21 protein-coding genes are annotated in these 18,481 nt (G+C 53.4%); 3 read left to right on the top strand and 18 right to left on the bottom strand.

The window, feature by feature from the left end; all coding sequences use genetic code 11:
• Window positions 1–51: 51 nt before the first annotated feature.
• The gene (locus ACTOVJ_RS07440) at window positions 52–1,602 is read left to right on the top strand and encodes an MFS transporter (RefSeq protein WP_449504412.1); all 1,551 of its coding nucleotides are present in this window, start codon (window positions 52–54) and stop codon (window positions 1,600–1,602) included.
• Between the two features lie 55 nt (window positions 1,603–1,657).
• Here ACTOVJ_RS07440 and ACTOVJ_RS07445 read toward each other — a convergent pair whose 3' ends face one another.
• From ACTOVJ_RS07445 to rpsB, 6 genes are all read right to left on the bottom strand, one after another.
• The gene (locus ACTOVJ_RS07445) at window positions 1,658–1,951 is read right to left on the bottom strand and encodes a ferredoxin family protein (protein WP_449504413.1); all 294 of its coding nucleotides are present in this window, start codon (window positions 1,949–1,951) and stop codon (window positions 1,658–1,660) included.
• The gene (locus tag ACTOVJ_RS07450; protein ID WP_449504414.1) at window positions 1,948–3,240 is read right to left on the bottom strand and encodes an FAD-dependent oxidoreductase; all 1,293 of its coding nucleotides are present in this window, start codon (window positions 3,238–3,240) and stop codon (window positions 1,948–1,950) included. The genes ACTOVJ_RS07445 and ACTOVJ_RS07450 overlap by 4 nt, the downstream gene beginning before the upstream one ends.
• Window positions 3,237–4,091 carry an electron transfer flavoprotein subunit alpha/FixB family protein gene (locus ACTOVJ_RS07455; RefSeq protein WP_449502318.1) on the bottom strand — a complete coding sequence of 285 codons (855 nt, stop codon included), beginning with the start codon at window positions 4,089–4,091 and terminating at the stop codon, window positions 3,237–3,239. Before ACTOVJ_RS07455 ends, ACTOVJ_RS07450 begins: the two co-directional genes overlap by 4 nt.
• Before the next feature lie 11 nt (window positions 4,092–4,102).
• Entirely contained in the window at window positions 4,103–4,846 is a 744-nt protein-coding gene (locus ACTOVJ_RS07460; protein ID WP_449502319.1) for an electron transfer flavoprotein subunit beta/FixA family protein, read from the bottom strand.
• 234 nt (window positions 4,847–5,080) lie between these two features.
• The gene (gene tsf, locus ACTOVJ_RS07465; protein WP_449502320.1) at window positions 5,081–5,926 is read right to left on the bottom strand and encodes a translation elongation factor Ts; all 846 of its coding nucleotides are present in this window, start codon (window positions 5,924–5,926) and stop codon (window positions 5,081–5,083) included.
• Window positions 5,927–5,944: 18 nt separating this feature from the next.
• On the bottom strand, window positions 5,945–6,757 hold the full coding sequence (rpsB, locus tag ACTOVJ_RS07470; protein ID WP_449502321.1) for a 30S ribosomal protein S2: 813 nt from the start codon (window positions 6,755–6,757) through the stop codon (window positions 5,945–5,947).
• A 325-nt stretch (window positions 6,758–7,082) separates the two neighbouring features.
• Between rpsB and ACTOVJ_RS07475 the strand changes: the two genes are divergently transcribed.
• Window positions 7,083–7,721, top strand: coding sequence for a M23 family metallopeptidase (locus tag ACTOVJ_RS07475; RefSeq protein ID WP_449504415.1), 639 nt, complete (start codon window positions 7,083–7,085; stop codon window positions 7,719–7,721).
• Window positions 7,722–7,741: 20 nt separating this feature from the next.
• Here ACTOVJ_RS07475 and ACTOVJ_RS07480 read toward each other — a convergent pair whose 3' ends face one another.
• The 12 genes from ACTOVJ_RS07480 to rpsP form a co-directional block, all read right to left on the bottom strand.
• Complete coding sequence (locus ACTOVJ_RS07480) at window positions 7,742–8,641, bottom strand: tyrosine recombinase XerC (protein WP_449504416.1); 900 nt, start codon at window positions 8,639–8,641, stop codon at window positions 7,742–7,744.
• A gap of 61 nt (window positions 8,642–8,702) precedes the next feature.
• Complete coding sequence (dprA, locus tag ACTOVJ_RS07485) at window positions 8,703–9,809, bottom strand: DNA-processing protein DprA (protein WP_449504676.1); 1,107 nt, start codon at window positions 9,807–9,809, stop codon at window positions 8,703–8,705.
• An 8-nt stretch (window positions 9,810–9,817) separates the two neighbouring features.
• Window positions 9,818–11,374 carry a YifB family Mg chelatase-like AAA ATPase gene (locus ACTOVJ_RS07490; RefSeq protein ID WP_449504677.1) on the bottom strand — a complete coding sequence of 519 codons (1,557 nt, stop codon included), beginning with the start codon at window positions 11,372–11,374 and terminating at the stop codon, window positions 9,818–9,820.
• Window positions 11,371–11,739 (bottom strand): YraN family protein, encoded by a 369-nt coding sequence (locus ACTOVJ_RS07495; RefSeq protein ID WP_449502326.1) that lies wholly within the window; start codon window positions 11,737–11,739, stop codon window positions 11,371–11,373. Before ACTOVJ_RS07495 ends, ACTOVJ_RS07490 begins: the two co-directional genes overlap by 4 nt.
• Window positions 11,740–11,885: 146 nt before the next feature.
• Window positions 11,886–12,200, bottom strand: a complete 315-nt coding sequence (locus ACTOVJ_RS07500) for a DUF2469 domain-containing protein (protein WP_278012294.1) — start codon at window positions 12,198–12,200, stop codon at window positions 11,886–11,888.
• A 6-nt stretch (window positions 12,201–12,206) separates the two neighbouring features.
• Window positions 12,207–12,875 (bottom strand): ribonuclease HII, encoded by a 669-nt coding sequence (locus tag ACTOVJ_RS07505; RefSeq protein WP_449504419.1) that lies wholly within the window; start codon window positions 12,873–12,875, stop codon window positions 12,207–12,209.
• Window positions 12,872–13,624, bottom strand: coding sequence for a signal peptidase I (gene lepB, locus ACTOVJ_RS07510; protein WP_449503422.1), 753 nt, complete (start codon window positions 13,622–13,624; stop codon window positions 12,872–12,874). Before lepB ends, ACTOVJ_RS07505 begins: the two co-directional genes overlap by 4 nt.
• 182 nt (window positions 13,625–13,806) lie before the next feature.
• Complete coding sequence (gene rplS / locus ACTOVJ_RS07515; protein WP_449502329.1) at window positions 13,807–14,151, bottom strand: 50S ribosomal protein L19; 345 nt, start codon at window positions 14,149–14,151, stop codon at window positions 13,807–13,809.
• A 130-nt stretch (window positions 14,152–14,281) separates the two neighbouring features.
• A complete protein-coding gene (gene trmD, locus ACTOVJ_RS07520) occupies window positions 14,282–15,634 on the bottom strand; it encodes a tRNA (guanosine(37)-N1)-methyltransferase TrmD (protein ID WP_449503423.1) in 1,353 nt (450 codons plus the stop codon).
• Window positions 15,631–16,191 (bottom strand): ribosome maturation factor RimM, encoded by a 561-nt coding sequence (gene rimM, locus ACTOVJ_RS07525; RefSeq protein WP_449502331.1) that lies wholly within the window; start codon window positions 16,189–16,191, stop codon window positions 15,631–15,633. The genes trmD and rimM overlap by 4 nt, the downstream gene beginning before the upstream one ends.
• Before the next feature lie 104 nt (window positions 16,192–16,295).
• Entirely contained in the window at window positions 16,296–16,529 is a 234-nt protein-coding gene (locus ACTOVJ_RS07530) for an RNA-binding protein (RefSeq protein WP_449502332.1), read from the bottom strand.
• Window positions 16,529–16,996, bottom strand: a complete 468-nt coding sequence (rpsP, locus tag ACTOVJ_RS07535) for a 30S ribosomal protein S16 (protein WP_449502333.1) — start codon at window positions 16,994–16,996, stop codon at window positions 16,529–16,531. The genes ACTOVJ_RS07530 and rpsP overlap by 1 nt, the downstream gene beginning before the upstream one ends.
• Before the next feature lie 304 nt (window positions 16,997–17,300).
• Here rpsP and ACTOVJ_RS07540 point away from each other — a divergent pair, with 304 nt between their 5' ends.
• Window positions 17,301–18,281, top strand: a complete 981-nt coding sequence (locus ACTOVJ_RS07540; protein WP_449504420.1) for a cation diffusion facilitator family transporter — start codon at window positions 17,301–17,303, stop codon at window positions 18,279–18,281.
• The last annotated feature ends 200 nt before the right edge of the window (window positions 18,282–18,481 follow it).

Genomic DNA, 18,481 nt, shown 5'->3' on the forward strand with positions numbered 1-18,481 from the left:
GGGGTGAAAAAGACGCCTGTTCGTAGTGATTGCGTGTGTGAAGGAGTGACAGTGGAGCAAGAAAAACAGCCTTATCAAGTTGGGAATAATCCTCGGAAGTTTTCCGTCCCGGGAACAGAACGAATTTTTGATCGCAACGAACTCCTCACCGTTTTAATGGTGCCGTTGGCGATGGTGCTGATGCAGATCTCGTCAGTCAACATCATGCTCGACACGATGTCGCATTCAATCGGCATGGGACCGACGGGTCAGCAATGGGTTTTGGCAGGGTATGTTCTAGCGACGGGAATTGCGCTCATTCCAGCGGGCCGATTGGGCGATATTTTCGGACGTTCTTCGTTGTTCGTCATTGGTTTGGCAGTCTTTTCCCTCGCATCACTTGCCCTGACTTTCGCGCCGAATTCGACCTACCTCAACATCGTGCGCGCCATTCAGGGCCTCGGCGGCGGGCTTTTTGCACCCCAAACTACTGGGTTGATTCAGCAGTACTTCATCGGTCGTGCACGTGCGAAGGCTTTCGCAATGTTCGGACTCGTCGTGGCATTCTCAGTCGCAGCTGGCCCGCTTTTGTCTGGTGCTCTCATTGCCTGGTTCGGGCCTGAAAATGGATGGCGCGGGTCATTCCTCATTAACTTCCCCCTGGGGCTCATTGGCATTCTTTTGGCTTTCCGCTGGTTGCCGTTTACAAAAGAGCGTCGCCACGTCGGTTCACATGCACACGAATTGGAAGCAGAGTACGAAGCTCAAAAAGTTGCTCATGGGCAGCCGGTGTCCACAAGCAAGATTGACCTTGATCCGATTGGTGCCGCTCTGATCACTGTGAGCGTTTTGGGTATCATGTTGCCGTTTACTCTGCGAGCAATATGGAGCTGGGCTTTCCTCCCTATCGCAATAGTTGCCTTAATCTTCTGGGTGTTCTGGGAGCGCTCATATAAGGCTCGTGGGCATTTCCCGATGGTGGACATTGAGCTCTTTAGAATTGCGTCATATTCATATTCAATGGCAATCACTGGTGTCCAATTCATGGGAGCGACATCCATTTTTGTGATCCTCGCACTCTACATGCAAGAGGGGCTCAACGCGCCAGCAATGCATGTTGCTCTCGTAGGACTTCCTTCGGCAGCTCTTGGCGCTGTCGGCGCCTACATGGCAGGACAATATGCCTTCCAGCACGGCCGTGGAATTATGGTGTTCGGGTTGCTTGTCAATCTTATTGCAGTCCTCAGTTCAACCGCTGTAGTGATTGGGATTGAGCATACTGGCATGAGCTATTGGTGGCTTGCTCTCGCTCTGGCTCTGCAAGGCGTCGGCCAAGGATCGCTCAATACCGCTAACCAGACGCAGGCAATGCTTGATGTCCCGACGTCGCACGGTGGCACAGCAGGCGGTGTCCTCCAGGCAGCACAGCGCACGACGACGGCAATCGGTACCGCTGTGATCACGGCTGTTTTCTTTGCGACTCACGCCACGTCGAAGAATTGGCATGTCGCAACTATAAGCGCTTACCTTGTCATCGCAGCGATTATCACCATGGCACTGGTCATTTCGCTATTGTTCTGGCGCAAGGATTACGCTGCGCGTCATCTCAAGCGGATGGAATAAAGAAAAGAATAGGTGCCATCGGTTTTCCGATGGCACCTATTCTTTTAGTCCTCTTCTAGCCTTCCCGAAATTGAACGCCCATGCCAGACTCAGGATAATGCCAGGTCAGAGTTCCCTTCGGCATAATCGCCAAACATGTGCCGCATTCAAGGCACGCCGCAAATTCGGCGTCGATATGGCCATTCTTGCCACGCGAATATACGTGAGCTGGACAGCAATTGATGAGCAAATCGCCGCTCCCAGTTTGTTCAACAACGTTTTGGTGAACCTCGATATGAGAATTCCCTTCGTCAACCTCGTAGACGTTCTTGGCCAAGCGCTGAGGAACTGGTTCAGGCCGATACATCATAGTGCTCGCATTCCTTTCCAGACGATCGCCGCTAGCCGAGTTACAGAGATTGAACCATGACGCAACGCCCCCCACGCTGTCGAGACGAGTGGTTTTCGCGGCGTGGTATCGAGATTGAAAATACGGTAGAAGACGTCAGCCAGGAGTTCACCCAGATCTCCGAAAAGTTCCCGGTTCTCCAAAAACTCCGGCGCACGCCGGTAGGTATGCATATCCTTGCCCACCTCTGAGCGAGCAAGGTTGTCGGTATATTTTTCCAGCGAAAGCCGGGAAAAATCGCCTGCTTCAAGCGCCTCATGAATAGCATGTGCTGCGTCACGCGCAGAACCAGCTGCTAAATCCATGCCTCGAATTGTCAAGCCTGTATTGAGCGTAAACCCACCGGCATCACCAACGATGACAAGACCATCGTGGACGAGCTCACCCACCATGTCCTCGCCACCTTCGGCAATGAGGTGACTTCCGTATTCAAGTAATTCACCGTCTTTTATTAGCGGTGCAATTCCAGGATGAGTCAGGTAGTCATCATGGATATCTGTGGCAGAGAGGCCACTTTGCGCGAAATCGTCAAGCTTGACAACAATCCCGAGCGAAATCGATTCTGTATTCGTGTACAAAAAGCCGCCACCGAGAACGCCCTTCGTAGCATCTCCAACAATTGCATAAGCCGCGCCTTGATTGCCGCTGAGATGAAAACGATCTTCGATCACCTCTTGTGGCAACCGAATAACAGATTTCACCCCGAGGGCAAGATTTTTTTGCGGTTGAGGTGACCGGATTCCGGCGCCCTGCGCAAGGAATGAGTTCACCCCATCAGCCAAAATAGTCACCTTTGCGCGCAGTTGCTCGCCACCTGCCTCGACACCTGTGAAGTATGGACCTTCGCGAAGTAATGAATCAACCTTGATCCCACTCATTACTGTTGCTCCAGCGTCCTCAGCCTGTTGTGCAAGCCACGGATCGAGCTTCGCGCGAAGAACAGAAACAGCATTGACCGGCTCCGCGAGGCGCTCGTCAGTGTATTCGATATTCACTGACGATTTTTTATTCAAGAAGCTCACAATATTTCGCGTGATAATACGCTCGATTGGCGCTGTCTGGCTGAAACCTTCGATGATGTCATCCATCACCCGCGAGTAAAAAACACCGCCCGAGAGATTCTTCTCCCCCACCGTTTCGCCACGTTCGATCAGCAGAACCTCGTGTCCCTGCTGAGCCAAAAGATACGCAGCGACAGAGCCGGCGACGCCCGCTCCCACCACGATGACGTCAAAATCGTAATCGATCATCGAAGTTCTTTCGCAAGGGCAGGAAGAATCTCATAGAGATCACCAACAATGCCGTAGTCGGCAAGCTCGAAAATCGGCGAGAGTTCGTCGTCATTCACGACGATGATCGTGCCCGACTCAGTAATCCCAGCCGTATGCTGAATCTGTCCGGAGATGCCCGCGGCAACATAAACCTCTGGAGCGACAATATGTCCGGAAATTCCCACGTACTGATCACGTCCGAACCAATGGTTTCCATCGACCAAGGGACGAGTTGCGCCAATTTGGGCGTCAATTGTCTGCGCGAAATCACGCGCAATCTCAAGATCCTCATTCTTTTCAAAACCTCGGCCAACCCCGACGATACGCTTAGCTGATTTGAGATCCACTGTTTCTTTCGTCGCAGCGTGAGTTTCCTTGACTCGGGCAGCATAGCCCGCCGTTGTCACTGTCTCAACTTCCGCAGCAGCTCCCTGTCCTTCGTCTCCACCGTCGGCCACAATGACGACGACGCCTGTACGTGCCACGCGTTCCTCAACTAGTCCGTAACGGATACGAGTGACGGTGTCGTCGACCGACGTCGCACCCGTTATCACAGGCGCACCGAGCGAGGCAGCGATCGCACCTGCAATCACGCGGCCTGCGGCCGTATTTTCAACGACGACGATATCGTCATCTGAGGCGTTCACTCGCTGAGCAACAGCCCCTGCAAGAGCTTCAGCCGGTGTCTGAGCATCAAGGAGGAAACGCACTGCCCTGTGAACACCCGTGATCGGCGCATCGCCGATCACGATAGCAGTCGCATCAGCGCCTCCTGCCAGGTCAATGAGATGGGAAATATTCGAAGACGTGGTAATGATCCATGAAGTCATGTCGGGGCCTCTCACAAAATTCCATCGGCGCGCAACGCCGCCGCGAGCTCGGATACAGAATCGAAACGTAAATGTTTGCGGGAAGTCGGTGTGGGCTTCGATACCCCGATGATCTCGAAAGGAACTGGCTCAACGTCAATGTGGTCAAGAATCTCAGCTGGCTTCTTTGCTGCAGCCAAAATTTCCTTCATCGACGGCGCTGCTGGCTCTGCAGCGCCGGGATCTACACTGATGACAACAGGTCCATCGACATCGATCGTTCGCGAACCCCCTTCGATATTTTGGATGAGAGTAAACCCACCATCGCGCGTGTTAATACTGATAATGTTTTGGAACGCCGGCCAACCGAGCACACCAGCGATGAGCGCACTCATCATCTTGGCTGACTCGTCAACAGATGCATCCCCAGTAAGAATAATTTCAGCATCATTTGCGACCGCGAGGGATGCCAGAGCACGAGCAATTTGCGTGGCATTCCAGGAGCCGGTGACATCATCAGCAACGATCACTGCGCGATCAAGCCCCTTCGCCAGCGCATTGGAACGAGCCGATTTCGCACCAGCAGCGCTTGTTCCGACACACACGCCAACAACCTCAGTACCGAGTGAGCCTGCCAGTGTACGCCCCACAGTCATCGCCACTGGATCGTACTCACTGACCGATGGTTTGGCGCGAGAAAAATCGATCACGCCGTTTGCGTCAACCGAGGCATCTTGCGGATTTGAGGCGAATTTATACGCCACCACAACGCTCATTTGTACTCCTTGCGTTTACTTACACCACTGAGGGCTCATACGACCAACAGTGTACCGTTTTCTGATCCACCCCTCCCACCACCTGTGGCTGACACGGCACCAAATCACATACGAGGAGAAAAGGTGGCAACCCAGCAATGCCGCAATAAAAGGTGCGATCAATGCGAAGAGTAAGGGGAACAAAACTTGGGGGCGTACGGAAAACCGCACGCCCCCAAGTCAACGCTCAAACGTTCAGGCATTCTCGCCCACGCGAATGCGCGTGAAACCGGTCACCTGTCCGCCAGCCTGCTCAACAACCTGCCCCACGGAGAGCTTGGGGTCACGAGCAAACGGCTGCTCAAGAAGTGCGACCTGCTTGAAGAAGCCACCGAGGCGTCCTTCAACGATCTTCGGAACAGCCTTCTCTGGCTTACCTTCCGAGATGGTCAGCTCAGTGGCGATACGGCGCTCGTTCTCCACTTCAGCTTCCGGAACATCCTCACGCGAGAGGTAGGACGGGTTCATTGCGGCAATGTGCACAGCAACATCGTGTGCAACTTCAGCACCCTTAGCATCGGTGGCCACGAGAACGGCAACCTGCGGAGGGAGATCGGTCGCAGTGCGGTGCATGTAAGCCTCAACGTGCTCACCTTCGAGAACTGCAAAGGAATTGACGTCGATTTTCTCGCCAATCACACCGGTCTTTGCGGTGATGAGCTCGGAGACAGTGGTCTCGCCAGCCGGTGCTGCAAGGAGCTCTTCAAGGGTGTTAGCCTGTGAAGCCTTGGCAGCTTCAAGGATTTCGTTTGCGAATTCAATGAAAGACTCATTCTTCGCAACGAAGTCAGTCTCAGAGTTCACTTCAACGATGATGCCACGCTGATTGCCCTCTTCGCCCTCGATGTGCGACAGAACGAGACCAGCAGTAGCGGTGCGATCCTCGCGCTTAGCGGCGATCTTTGCACCGCGAAGACGCAGCAGCTCCTCAGCCTTGGCGGTATCGCCTTCAGCTTCGGTGAGAGCGTTCTTCACGTCCATCATGCCAGCGCCGGTCTTTTCGCGCAAAGCCTTGATATCAGCGGCGGTAAAGTTTGCCATTGGTTTCCTCCAGTTAAATCAGGCCTGCTCAGCCTCAGCCTTGGTGTCTTCAGCAGCCGGAGCCTCTTCAGCCTTCTCCGAATCAGCAGCGAGAACTTCGCGCTCCCATTCTGGCATAGGCTCTTCAGCTGTTGCGGAACCGCCGCGTGCAACGAGGCCCTCAGCAACGGCGTCGGCAACGATGCGGGTCAGGAGCTCGATGGAGCGGATCGCGTCATCGTTGCCCGGGATCGCGTAGTCGACCTCATCCGGATCACAGTTGGTGTCGAGAACGGCCACGACCGGAACGTTGAGCTTGCGAGCTTCAGCGACGGCAAGGTGTTCTTTGTTGGTGTCGACGATCCAGACAGCTGAAGGAACCTTCACCATGTCACGGATTCCGCCGAGAGTCTTTTCAAGCTTTTCCTTCTCACGGCGCATCATCAGCAGCTCACGCTTGGTGTACTGCGAGCCGGCAACGTCGTCGAAGTCGACGAGCTCAAGCTCCTTCATGCGCTGAATACGCCCGGTAACGGTCTGGAAGTTGGTGAGCATACCACCGAGCCAGCGCTCGTTCACGTACGGCATGCCGACACGCTCGGCCTGTTCACGAATCGGAGTCTGTGCCTGGCGCTTGGTACCGACGAAAAGGATGTTGCCACCGTGTGCGACAGTTTCCTTAACAAATTCGTAGGTGCGGTTGATGTCATCAACGGTCTTACGAAGATCGATGATGTAGATGCCGTTACGATCATTGAGGATGTAACGCTTCATCTTCGGGTTCCAGCGGCGGGTCTGGTGACCGAAGTGGACGCCAGCTTCAAGCAGCTGGCTCATAGTAACGACTGCCATTGGCGGTCCTTTCTCACACACGGATTTTCCGTGCTCTTGGGTTAATGTTTTCCCGCGGGATTGCAGAAAAACCCTGGTGCGTATCCGGTGCGCCACCGGATTTTTCCGGACCTCGGCACATCGGTTCGCTAACGCACGCGATGTCTGTTAGAAAACAGCTTTCTCAGCTTACACTGTTCACCCGCATAAAAACTAGTTCTTATGCGGGAAAGATCGTGGTGTGCGCTATACAATTTTTCTCCACAATGACGGCATATTTCTGGCTATATCCACAACATGTCTTCTTTCCCGACGAAGCGGCGTTAGGTGCGCTCATACTCAAGCCATGTACTTGTCACTTGTTTGCTTGTTTTTCTCCACTTTTCTTAATCTTTCTCAGTCACTACTGCCATCTGCCGAACTTGCGCATTTGACCCACGAGAAGATTCTGCGTGACGGACTCCCGCACGCGAATATCCCGCCATTACGTTTACGTTCAAGAGATATTGGAATGCCCTCTGGTGAGAACGTAACGCATGTACATTCACCCCACATCGAATACCAGTGGACCGGTGATGTCGTTCGTCAGCGATTCGTGTCACCGACCGGCGAACGACCTCGCGTCGTGTTGGACTACGCCCCAGGGGAGCATAACTGGGATGCGGGACGACGCGGTGTCGATCTTGCCGTTGCCAAAGACTCACCCGTGTTCGCTTCAGCTGCCGGACGGGTCATCTATGCAGGTATGCTCGTCGACCGAATGGTCATATCGATTGAACATGAGGGCGGTCTGCGTACCACATATGAACCAGTCGATCCCATTGTTTCTGTGGGCACTACAGTTACGCAAGGACAGCAAATAGGGACTGTGCTCACCCGCTCTTGCCCTGGCGGGAATTGTCTGCATTGGGGCGCAAAATACGGCTCGAAAGATTACATCAACCCCATGTTATTACTCAATGGACGAATCCGTTTGATGCGATAATGAATCGTTCCACCACTTTCTTAAGCGCGAGGGTGTGCTTGTGAGAAGGCTGCTCGTAAACGTTCAGCCGACACATGTGTATATCGTTGGGTCGTGCTGAGCGATGAATGCCCGAGAATTTCTTGGACTGTGCGCAAGTCAGATCCACCATCAAGAAGGTGTGTAGCAGCTGAGTGCCGCAAATCATGCGGAGAGATGTCGGGGAGCCCCGCGAGCGCAGTCAACGAGGAAAGTGCTTTACGTACGGTACGTGGATCTAGTCGCCTCCCACGTGCGCCAAGAAAAAGAGCAGAAGTGCACGATGAACCGAGAATACTCGCACGTGCGGTCAACCACGCCATGAGCGCCTCACGTGCTGGCCGGCCAAATGGAACGACTCTCTCCTTATTTCCCTTACCGCGCACAGTGAGTGTCCCCTGCGGTGAAATAGAGGAAACGTCAAGACCCGTCAGCTCCGATACACGAATTGCCGTGCCATAAAGCAACTCGAACAGAGCCCAATCACGGGTGGCAATAGGATGACCATCCTGAGCAAGTTCGTGGGCCACGGCAAGTAGTTTTGCCACCTGTTTCTTGGTCAGAATGTGTGGCAATTCATTTGATGCTCGCGGTGATTGAAGACGTCGAGCAGCGTCTACTCTCGTGTATCCGTTTTTGTAGAGCCACGTGGAGAAGGTGTGAATTGCTGCGGAATGGCGTGCCAGCGACGCACGCGCTTGTCCGTGTGTACTCGCACGTGCTAACCATGCTCTTAGATCAGCGAGCTCGAGGAATAACAGTGACTGATCGAGGTCATCAGAGCGTACTGAAAGGAACATGAGAAGTGAGTGCGCTTCAGAAAGATACGCTCGCACGGTATGAGGCGATAGCCCTCGTCTGACTTCGAGTTCATTGCGATATCTGTCCAAAATCTCATCCACGCCTCTACTCTAAAACATTGGCTGGATAGCCGCCCCTAGGCCACAGATACAGGCTATAGCGTTACTGTGAATGGCATAATGCCCATCGGCCCTCGCTATACCGAACCTTCCCCTGCGCTCTCAGCCGCGCCATTCCATCAAGTGCCTCAGGCAAACTCACCCCTGCGCAACGCGCGATGTCAGCAATTTGCGTTCCTCCTCTTTTCGGCAAGGTATCAATTAATCGACGAGTTAATGGATCCAGATCATCATTGTGTGGAATGAAGAAAGACTCCGCCGCAAGCGGACTCGATCCAACTGGCTCAATAAGTTCAGCGATATGCTCAGCTGAAGTCACCAAATTCGCCCCATGTCGAATGAGCTCATGACATCCCACCGATGTCGGCGCATCAATCGGCCCTGGGAAGGCGGCAACTTCACGGCCGATCTCCATAGCGTGACGCGCTGTGGACAAAGCTCCTGATCGAAACGGAGCTTCCACAACAACTGTGGCGAGCCCCAAAGCTGCAATGATCCGATTTCTCGCTAAAAATCTGAATTTATAAGGAGCACATCCGATAGGCGACTCTGAGACGACCGCACCCACACGATATATTTCTTCAAACAAGGAGTTGTGTGACACCGGGTATGCTCGATCAACTCCAGCAGCGCTCACAATGACTGTATGCCCGCCTGCTGCAAGTGCTCCCCGATGTGCACATGCGTCAATTCCGAATGCCCCACCAGAGATGATTGCAATACCTCGTGATGCAAATGTAAAAGCGATATCCCCTGCTATCCGGCCTCCATATGAAGAACAGTCGCGTGATCCCACGATAGACAGGGCAGGATCGCCAAGTACTTCACTATTGCCTCGGATCCATAATGCTAACGGCCGATTATCGCCAAGAGAATCACATTGCGATGGCCACTCAAAGTCTGAGGGAATGACCACTGCGGTGTGAAGTTTATCTAAACAGTCGTATTCAAACGGGCGAAGTGTCCACATTCGTGCAAGCCAGCGTGGTCGTATCTTCTGCTCTTGCGGTGTTAGCCCCTGACCATGTTCCACAGCAGCCAAACCACCGGCATATCCCATGCGTTCCACCAATCCCACAGCTGTTGGATCTGGCCCTTCAGCGATGCGGGTCCAATCGATCGCTGCCTTATGTTCATCGTCGATTTTCATTCTTTTCCTTACATCGTCATTTTCAGGTTGGCTGCGATGTATACATCAGCAGTAGTGGGAGAGTCATGACCTGCAAGATCAGCAATCGACCAGCTTAATCTCAAAATGCGATCAATTGCCCTCATTGAGATTGCACCAATTGAGAGATCGCGATCGAATTGTTGGGCAAGTGCATCATCCACGTGGGTATTCGCGCGTAGCCACGCACCTGAAAGGTCAGCATTTAATTTTCCGGCACCATGTCGATACTGTGCGTGCTTCGCCCGCAGTTGTTGTCGTTCTCGCGCCTGCGCAATCTGTGTTCTCACCTGCGCTGTGCTCACGGTTCCTCCCGCATTCAGAGCCATACGGCTGGGGCGTCGAAGAACGAGATTGATGTCAATTCGATCCCTAACTGGGCCACCCAGATTAGCGCGATAAAGTATGCGATCTCTGGCCGTACATGTGCATCGTCCAGGGCCGTCAAAAAGTTTTCCGCACCGACACGGATTTGCCGCAGCAACCAATTGGAAGCGAGCTGGATATGTCACCGTGCCTCGGGCACGGTTGATTTCCACCACTCCTCGTTCAAGTGGTTCGCGAAGTGATTGGATCGCTGCTGAGGAAAATTCGGGAAATTCATCGCAATAAAGCACCCCACAATGAGCCTTCGTCACAGCTCCTGGTTGAGCAATTCCGCTCCCGCCTCCGATGATCGCAGGTGAGGTTGCACTATGGTGAACGGATTGGAAGGGAGGACGCGTCGGAAGTCCACTAAACCCGAGTCCTGAGAGAGACTGGATAGCTGCAACTTCCACCGCTTGCTCACAGGTGAGGTCAGGCAAAACACCTCGAAGGCGTTCAGCGAGCATAGATTTTCCCACCCCCGGTGGCCCTACCATGAGCATATGGTGCCCACCAGCTCCTGCGACAGTTAGACCGAAGATTGCTTCTTCTTGTCCACAAACATCGCTGAGATCACCAATATACTGTTCCGATTCGATGACCGGTTCTGGAAAACAAAGGTCAATTTGTGGAGCATCTTTCACCCCTGCCAAGCGGGCCAATTGTGCCAAATGAGAAATAGGTTCAACGTCCATGCCAGGAACAAGAGCCGCCTCGGACGCGTTTGCGGCTGCGACAATTACCTTTGAAAACCCTTGCCGCTGAGCGCAGAGCACGGCAGGAATAACACCGCGGATCCCTCGGACCGATCCGTCGAGTCCCAACTCGCCAAGCAACACCGTGCGATCATCAAATCCCCTCGCTCCCAAGGCGCTCATTACTGCCGCCGCAAGGGCGAGATCGAATCCTGTCCCCGATTTGTGAAGATCTGCTGGGGACATATTCACCGTCAGTCTCGAATTCGGCCACGGCATATTTGCTGCGAGAAAGCTGGCTCGCAAGCGTTCTTTCGCTTCACCCACCGCTGTATCCCCGAGACCAACGAGTGTCATTCCTGGCAATCCGCTCATCGTCACTGCTTCAACGAGACATGTCGTCCCCTCCAGGCCACGTAACACCACGGTGTAGGCTGACCCGACACGCCCGTGATGCGGCCGAACCATTGCTTTCAAAGTAGTCATTGGACGTCCATTACATGTTCGATGGAGTAGTCCATTGCGTCCACAACGCGCACTCCGATAACATCCACTGCAATGCACGGAGCAAAACGTTGATGCTCAACAATCCACTGAAGAAGTAGCACACGAATTCTCTGCAACTTTGTCGGTGTTACTGCAGCTTCCGGTGTCCCTTTTCCTTCTCCACGTCGAGTCTTGACTTCAACAGCGACGATTGCCTCCCGCTGAGGGTCGTACGCAACAATATCGAGTTCTCCCCCGCGTACTCGCCAATTTTTCTCTAAGATCGTCCAACCGTGATGCTCCAAGTATCGCCGTGCGCATTGTTCTCCCCATGCGCCTAATTGCCGTGTCGTGTATTCGTTCATCACATACCTCCTGGTTTGATTGAACGCCATGACACCCATCGACGTCGGCGAGCAAAGTAAGCCTGTGGGTAAGCTCAGCACTACGCCGTCCTGTGGACAAAAATCCCGCCGGTCATCGCCGGCGGGAAATATTGAGGTCACTTTCCTCAGTGTTCGAAGTTAATCTCCTTCGATAGATCGGGCTTATTCAACTCCTCAACGTTGACATCTTTGAAAGACACAACTCGTGCGCTACGGATGAAGCGTGATGCTCGGAAAATATCCCATACCCATGCATCGGTGAGAGTTACTTCAAAGAAAATATCGCCTCCGTTAGAGGCCCGTACCTTCACATCAACGTCATTTGCTAGGTAAAAGCGCCGCTCAGTTTCCACGACGTAACGGAACAGGTTCACCACTTCGCGGTACTCACGATACAGCGCAAGTTCCGCGTCGGACTCATAATTCTCAATCTCGCCCATATTCGCCTACTCCTTTTCAACACCTGGAAGATGCCATGACCTGCGGTGATATTCGCTCGCCCCAAGTTGCGACAGTGCAGCGATATGCGCAGGTGATGCGTACCCCTTATTCCTTGCCCAATCGTATCCTGGATGCACGTCATCAAGAGCGACCATCAACGCATCACGCTCAACTTTAGCGAGCACAGAAGCACAAGCGATCACCGCACTTGAGGCATCACCTTTCACTGTCATCGTGACCGGAACGTTGGGTGGCCCGTCAATATCGAATAGCGAATCTGCACTCCACCAGTCGTGACTGCCATCAAGTAAAACAACGTCAAAATTCACTCCTGTCTCAGCAAGCTCTGCGACGGCACGTGTTGCCGCCAATCGAAGACCCCCGATGATTCCACGTTGGTCGATTTCTTCGGCACTAGCATGTCCAACAGCACTGGCAACCACCCACTCACGAACCGGTTCAACAAGTGACTGACGAACAGTGGCCGAGATCTGCTTTGAATCACGCAATCGATTAGGAAAAGAATCAGACGTTTCGTTACCGACGACGGCGATCCCCACAGATACCGGGCCTGCAAGTGCTCCTCGTCCGACTTCGTCGACGCCAGCGACGTAGGCCCCATCCGGCAGAGCGTTCAGAGCCGCTCGCTCAAGCTCACGCGAAGGCGTGATCACGGGTGAGGAACTCCGTCAAAGACACTGCTGTGGTCGGACAAACGTCCAAATCGGTTGAAAGGATACATCGTCAACCATGCACGACCTTCAACGTTGTCCATCGGCACAAATCCGAAACCAGACTGAGTCTGGTGGAAACGTGAATCCGCAGACCGGTTTCGGTTATCGCCCATCACCCATAGATGGTTCTGAGGCACAGTCACCGAAAACTTCTCATCAGAAGGTTTGACACCGGGTTTGAGATACGTTTCAGTGAGGGGCTTGCCATTAACAGTGACCTTTCCGTCAGCCGTGCAACATTCGACTCTGTCGCCGGGAAGTCCGATCACACGCTTGACCAGATGGTCACCAACGTTTTGCGGGAGCAAACCAACTGCCTGACCGAAAGTTGTGATCACCTTCGACACAGGATTCTGCTCATACTGTGACTTGTCAGGTAACCATCCACCTGGGTCAACGAAAACGATAACATCACCGCGCTGAAGAGATGATGCGTCGTGAGCAAGTTTGTTGACAACGATGCGATCACCAGGTACAAGGGTGTTTTCCATCGACTCCGATGGAATTTCAAATGCCTGGAGTAGATATGTTTTGACAACCACTGCAATCAGCAAGGCGACCGCAAGCACAGTGAAAAATTCGAGGAAAAATGACATTGCTGTAGCAATCATCGATTTCTTCGACTCCGCAGCTTTTTCCTCTTTCGAGGGCGGCGGATACGAGGGCGGCATCGCTTCACTCTCAGTCATCACTCACCTCCAAATCCTCCCCAAGCGTATACGAGTTCGTGCATGAACGGCTTGATGAAGTGGCCGATTTTATATTTCATTTCGGTCACAAAACCACGCTGTCATTGCTCTGACAGAGAAACAAAAGTGGGCCCGCGAGGAGCCCACTTTTCACAGCGCCACAAGAATCGGCGACATGTTGATTAGTCGCGCTTTTCCTTGATCTTCGCAGCCTTACCGCGGAGATTACGCAGGTAGTACAGCTTGGCGCGGCGAACATCGCCACGGGTCACAACCTCAATCGAATCGACTGCCGGGGAGTGCAGCGGGAACTGACGCTCCACGCCCACACCGAATGACGCCTTACGAACGGTAAAGGTTGCGCCGACGCCGGTGCCGCCCTTACGAGCGATCACAACGCCCTGGAACACCTGGATACGGTGACGGTTGCCTTCAACAACCTTCACGTTCACCTTGACGGTATCGCCTGAACGGAAATCCGGACGCTCCTTGAGCTGACCTTCCGCAACTTTTGAAATAATCGACATGATTACTCTCTACCACCCTGCACGCAGGTCAGAGTGCTTCCCGGGCTTTTTGCCCGATCGTTGATAACTCGCCGGTATGCGACCCCCTGCGGCAGGCTACGCATACTTTTGATGTGGCAAGACTTATCTATTATGCCAAATTCACGCGACGAGCCAACACGTAGTCGTCGTTAGGTTGGCCACCCACAATGAAAGTTCGGCGTCCGACAATATCAAAACCAAATTTTTTATATGCCTGCAGGGCACGCTTGTTATGAACTCCCGTACCGAGCCAAATGAACGAATTTTGTTCTGGATCGCGAGCCGCCGACGCGGTTGCTAACGTTGCGTCCATCAGCACCCCAGCAGCCCCGCTGCCGCGCCATGGACGGGCGATGTAGAACTTCGACAGATACGACGCACCGCCGAACGGTTCATTCACACTGGTCAAATATTCTGTGGGCGCGCCTTCCTCTTCGTGTGCAATTTCGTTACCTTGCGGCGTGAAGAGCACACAATAACCGATGAGATCATTTCCGGCCCACAAAGCCAAAACATGCGCATCCGGATCCTGGGCATACGACGCAAAAGTCTCAGAAGAAAGGTTATTCATGACGAATTTTTCGATCACACAACGATCCATGTCGCGCGGACAGGCATCAATAAAGGTCTGGCCTGCGAGGACTGCCAGTTGTTCCGGCGTCGCTGAACCGACTCTCGCAAAGACTGGATGCTGCGATTCTTGACCAACCAACCACCCAAGGTTAGCCAGTGTGCGCCGATCCTTTTTGTTGAGCTGACCACTCTCAAGCCCCGCAATCATATCTGGCCGCCGATCAGCAGTCTTTTCAAGCGCACGATCACGTCGCCATCGGGCTACTGCACCATGATTTCCACTCATCAGCACATGAGGAATTTCTCGCCCGCAAAAATTAGCGGGGCGAGTGTAGACCGGGTATTCGAGAAGGCCAGCAGCTCCGTGGGACTCCTCCACTAGAGACTGGGGATTCCCTATCATTCCTGGCAAGAGGCGCGAGACACCTTCAACCAGTGCAACTGCCGCCACTTCTCCGCCATTGAGAACGTAATCGCCAAGGGAATATTCACGAACCTCAAGGCTTTCGCGATAGTGTTCCGCTACCCGAGCGTCAATCCCCTCATATCGGCCACAGGCAATCACAATATGATCAGCTTCAGCCAAGTCATCAAGTGTCGCCTGCTTCAAAGGAACTCCAGAGGGAGTCGGAATCGCAAGCACAACACGCTTTCCCGTCGTTTCCCCAACAACGTCGTCGATCGCTGCCCTCCATACGTCGGGCTTCATCACCATGCCAGCGCCACCGCCCGCAGGAGTATCATCAACAGTCCGATGAATATCGCTTGTCCAGTCACGCAAGTCCCGCGACTGGAGATCAATAATGCCGCGTTGGCGTGCTTTTCCAACAAGAGAGAGATCCAGGACAGAGAAAAACTCTGGGAAAACCGACAGGATGGAGAATTTCACGCCTCACGCTCCTCCTCATTCTGCTTGGCAGAACTATCCACAACAATGAGTTCTTCTTCAGAAAATAATCCTGGAGGGGCATCAATAACAACGCAATGATCATCGAGATCGACTTCGGTGACAATCTGTGACACAAAGGGAACTCGGGCGATCGCACCATCGGGCTCACGAACGATGAGCAGATCTTGCGCAGGGTGGAATTCAACGTCGATGACGATGCCGAGTTCGTATCCATCAGGATCGAGAGCCTCAAGTCCTTTCAGCTGATGAGGGAACCAGGCATTTTCTTCGCGTTCATCGGTTTCCGAATCAATCACAAGTTTTGCACCGCGAATTGCTTCAGCTTGTTCGCGCGAGGCCACCTCGACAAACTTGGCGTAGGTCACGCCCTTGTACTCACGGGTACGCTCGATTGTCAGTGGACCAACATCGGCTGGGTCGGTCACGAGCTGCGCTCCTGGCGCCAATCTGTGTTGCGGATTGTCAGTTCGCACATCGAGTTTGACCTCGCCTTTTAATCCATGAGCTGGACCCACGATCGCAACGTTGAGTTGCATCTCTCCTCCAGTTATTTTCCCGTCTGCAGGGTATGTTTCCTGTTATTTTAGAGCAGGACGCACAAGACCCGCGCCGAAGCGCGGGTCTTGTGTATGCTTTACGCTTAGCGATCGGTCTCAATCACGTCAACACGAACCGACTGATCTGCCAATGCGTTCACCACAGAACGCAATGATTTGGCGGTGCGACCATTGCGGCCAATCACACGCCCAAGATCGTCGGGGTGAACGCGGATCTCAAGGAGGTCTCCGCGACGATTGCGGCGCGAGGATACCTCAACGTCATCGGGATTATCCACGATTCCGCGAACCAGGTGCTCGAGAGCATCGGCAAGCATCAGGCTTCCTCAGTTTCCTCAGCCGGAGCCTCTGTTGCTTCGCCAGCCTCAGCTTCAGCTGCGGCAGCAGCTTCAGCTTCTGCTGCAGCCTTTGCGGCAGCCTTAGCCGCGCGCTGCTTCTCAGCCTCATCCTGGACTGCCTTGACAGCTTCCTCGCGAGCCTTGTCCGAATCAACGGTTTCCTTGACCTTCAGGGTGGAACCACCCTCGAGTCCCTTAGCGGCCTGCCAGTCACCAGTGATCTTCAGCTGCGCAAGAACAGCTTCCGACGGCTGCGCACCAACGGAAATCCAATACTGAGCGCGCTCAGAGTTGATATCGATCACTGAAGGCTCAGTGTTCGGGTTGTAGTAGCCGATCTCTTCGATCACACGACCATCGCGCTTCTTGCGCGAATCGACGACGACAACACGGTAGTGGGGCTCACGAATTTGACCCATACGCTTTAAACGAATCTTGACTGCCACTTTTGTGGTCACTCCTGTTTCATAGTTGATTGGATTAGTGCGAGGCGGTGGGAAACACGCCCGTTACCTCTCCTGCCGAAGGCTCGCTCTGATTGAGAGGGACCAGAGCTTGCCTCAGTACAACTCTTCTAGTTTGCCAGATTTCACCACATTTTCCCAGCGGAAATATTCGTCATTTGTGGTGGTACGGCTCACGAGCCTCCCAAACACTACCAGACTATCTTTCAAGCCATTTCCCGTGCTGCTAGCAAGCAATTTCACCGAACGCTGGCGTGACGTCTTGCAGAACGCCACAATAGTTCGCATGGCACGAAACGAAACCGCTGATTTGACGAAGTATGCGTGGCTCTCTGTCGCCGCCTCAATCGCAACGATCACTCTGAAAGCAGACGCGTATTACATTACCGGATCAGTCTCGCTTCTGTCCGACGCGCTGGAATCAATCGTTAATTTGGTTGCAGCGATCGTCGCATTGATCGCTCTTATCCTCGCTTCACGCCCTGCAAATGCTCGCTACACGTTCGGCCGGTCGAAGGCTGAATATTTTTCCGCAGCTATCGAAGGTTCCATGATTTTCGTTGCGGCAGGCCTCATCATTTTCACAGCTTCAGAGCGCCTTTTCAGCCCGCGCCCACTAGAAAATGTTGGGATTGGTTTACTGGTCTCGATCCTCGCATCAGTACTCAACGGTATTGTGTCAGTTGTTCTTGTGCGTGCCGGTAAGCGTTATTCTTCCCCGACCCTCGTCGCGGATGGAAAGCACCTGTGGACCGACGTCATCACATCGATCGGCGTCGTTATTGGTGTTATTTTGGTGTGGATCACTGGTTGGGAACGACTCGATCCTATCGTTGCCATCCTTGTCGGTTGCAATATCATCTACGTCGGCTACACCCTCGTAACGACCTCTCTTGCAGGACTCATGGACGTGACCTTGCCCCAGGAAGAAAACCAGGCCATTATCGCAGTTCTCAAGGACTTCGCTACTGACCCAACAATTTCGTTCCATGGGCTCCAAACGCGTGAATCTGGACAACAGCGTATGGTCAAGCTCGATGCACAAGTACCAGGCACGTGGACAGTCCGTGAAGGGCACGATTTCGCGCACAGAGTGGTTTCCGCAATCGAGGGAAAGATCCCCAACGCTTCAGTTTTTATCCATATCGAGCCGATCGAGGATCCAGAATCCTATAACGATATCCCTCAGGGATTCGTTCCCCTCGGCTTCGATGGTCTCGTTCCGATTGACCTAGAAACAGGAAAACCAATTCGTACACAACCTTAGTCTGCCGAAATATTCATCCTGCTGGTGCGTGATTGAACCTCACACGTGGCCACTAAAATGGCGTTATACAAAGAATTAGTCTCGAACAGCAGATTCGGTAAAAATATCGGTCGACATGGATACCGATCAGTGGAGTGGGGGGGGGGGGGGAGCCGGGGCCCCCCCCCAGGAGAAGGTAGAACAGAAAAAATTTTTTAAAA

This window comes from Arcanobacterium sp. (ex Cirak et al. 2026) (assembly GCF_053585065.1).

Excerpts from the sequence above, each read along its gene's own strand:
- ACTOVJ_RS07445 (WP_449504413.1), bottom strand. The coding sequence starts at position 1,951 with ATGATGTATCGGCCTGAACCAGTTCCTCAGCGCTTGGCCAAGAACGTC.
- ACTOVJ_RS07450 (WP_449504414.1), bottom strand. The coding sequence starts at position 3,240 with ATGATCGATTACGATTTTGACGTCATCGTGGTGGGAGCGGGCGTCGCC.
- ACTOVJ_RS07455 (WP_449502318.1), bottom strand. The coding sequence starts at position 4,091 with ATGACTTCATGGATCATTACCACGTCTTCGAATATTTCCCATCTCATT.
- ACTOVJ_RS07460 (WP_449502319.1), bottom strand. The coding sequence starts at position 4,846 with ATGAGCGTTGTGGTGGCGTATAAATTCGCCTCAAATCCGCAAGATGCC.
- tsf (WP_449502320.1), bottom strand. The coding sequence starts at position 5,926 with ATGGCAAACTTTACCGCCGCTGATATCAAGGCTTTGCGCGAAAAGACC.
- rpsB (WP_449502321.1), bottom strand. The coding sequence starts at position 6,757 with ATGGCAGTCGTTACTATGAGCCAGCTGCTTGAAGCTGGCGTCCACTTC.
- ACTOVJ_RS07475 (WP_449504415.1), top strand. The coding sequence starts at position 7,083 with ATGTACTTGTCACTTGTTTGCTTGTTTTTCTCCACTTTTCTTAATCTT.
- dprA (WP_449504676.1), bottom strand. The coding sequence starts at position 9,809 with ATGAAAATCGACGATGAACATAAGGCAGCGATCGATTGGACCCGCATC.
- ACTOVJ_RS07490 (WP_449504677.1), bottom strand. The coding sequence starts at position 11,374 with ATGACTACTTTGAAAGCAATGGTTCGGCCGCATCACGGGCGTGTCGGG.
- ACTOVJ_RS07495 (WP_449502326.1), bottom strand. The coding sequence starts at position 11,739 with ATGAACGAATACACGACACGGCAATTAGGCGCATGGGGAGAACAATGC.
- ACTOVJ_RS07500 (WP_278012294.1), bottom strand. The coding sequence starts at position 12,200 with ATGGGCGAGATTGAGAATTATGAGTCCGACGCGGAACTTGCGCTGTAT.
- lepB (WP_449503422.1), bottom strand. The coding sequence starts at position 13,624 with ATGACTGAGAGTGAAGCGATGCCGCCCTCGTATCCGCCGCCCTCGAAA.
- rplS (WP_449502329.1), bottom strand. The coding sequence starts at position 14,151 with ATGTCGATTATTTCAAAAGTTGCGGAAGGTCAGCTCAAGGAGCGTCCG.
- rimM (WP_449502331.1), bottom strand. The coding sequence starts at position 16,191 with ATGCAACTCAACGTTGCGATCGTGGGTCCAGCTCATGGATTAAAAGGC.
- ACTOVJ_RS07530 (WP_449502332.1), bottom strand. The coding sequence starts at position 16,529 with ATGCTTGCCGATGCTCTCGAGCACCTGGTTCGCGGAATCGTGGATAAT.
- ACTOVJ_RS07540 (WP_449504420.1), top strand. The coding sequence starts at position 17,301 with ATGGCACGAAACGAAACCGCTGATTTGACGAAGTATGCGTGGCTCTCT.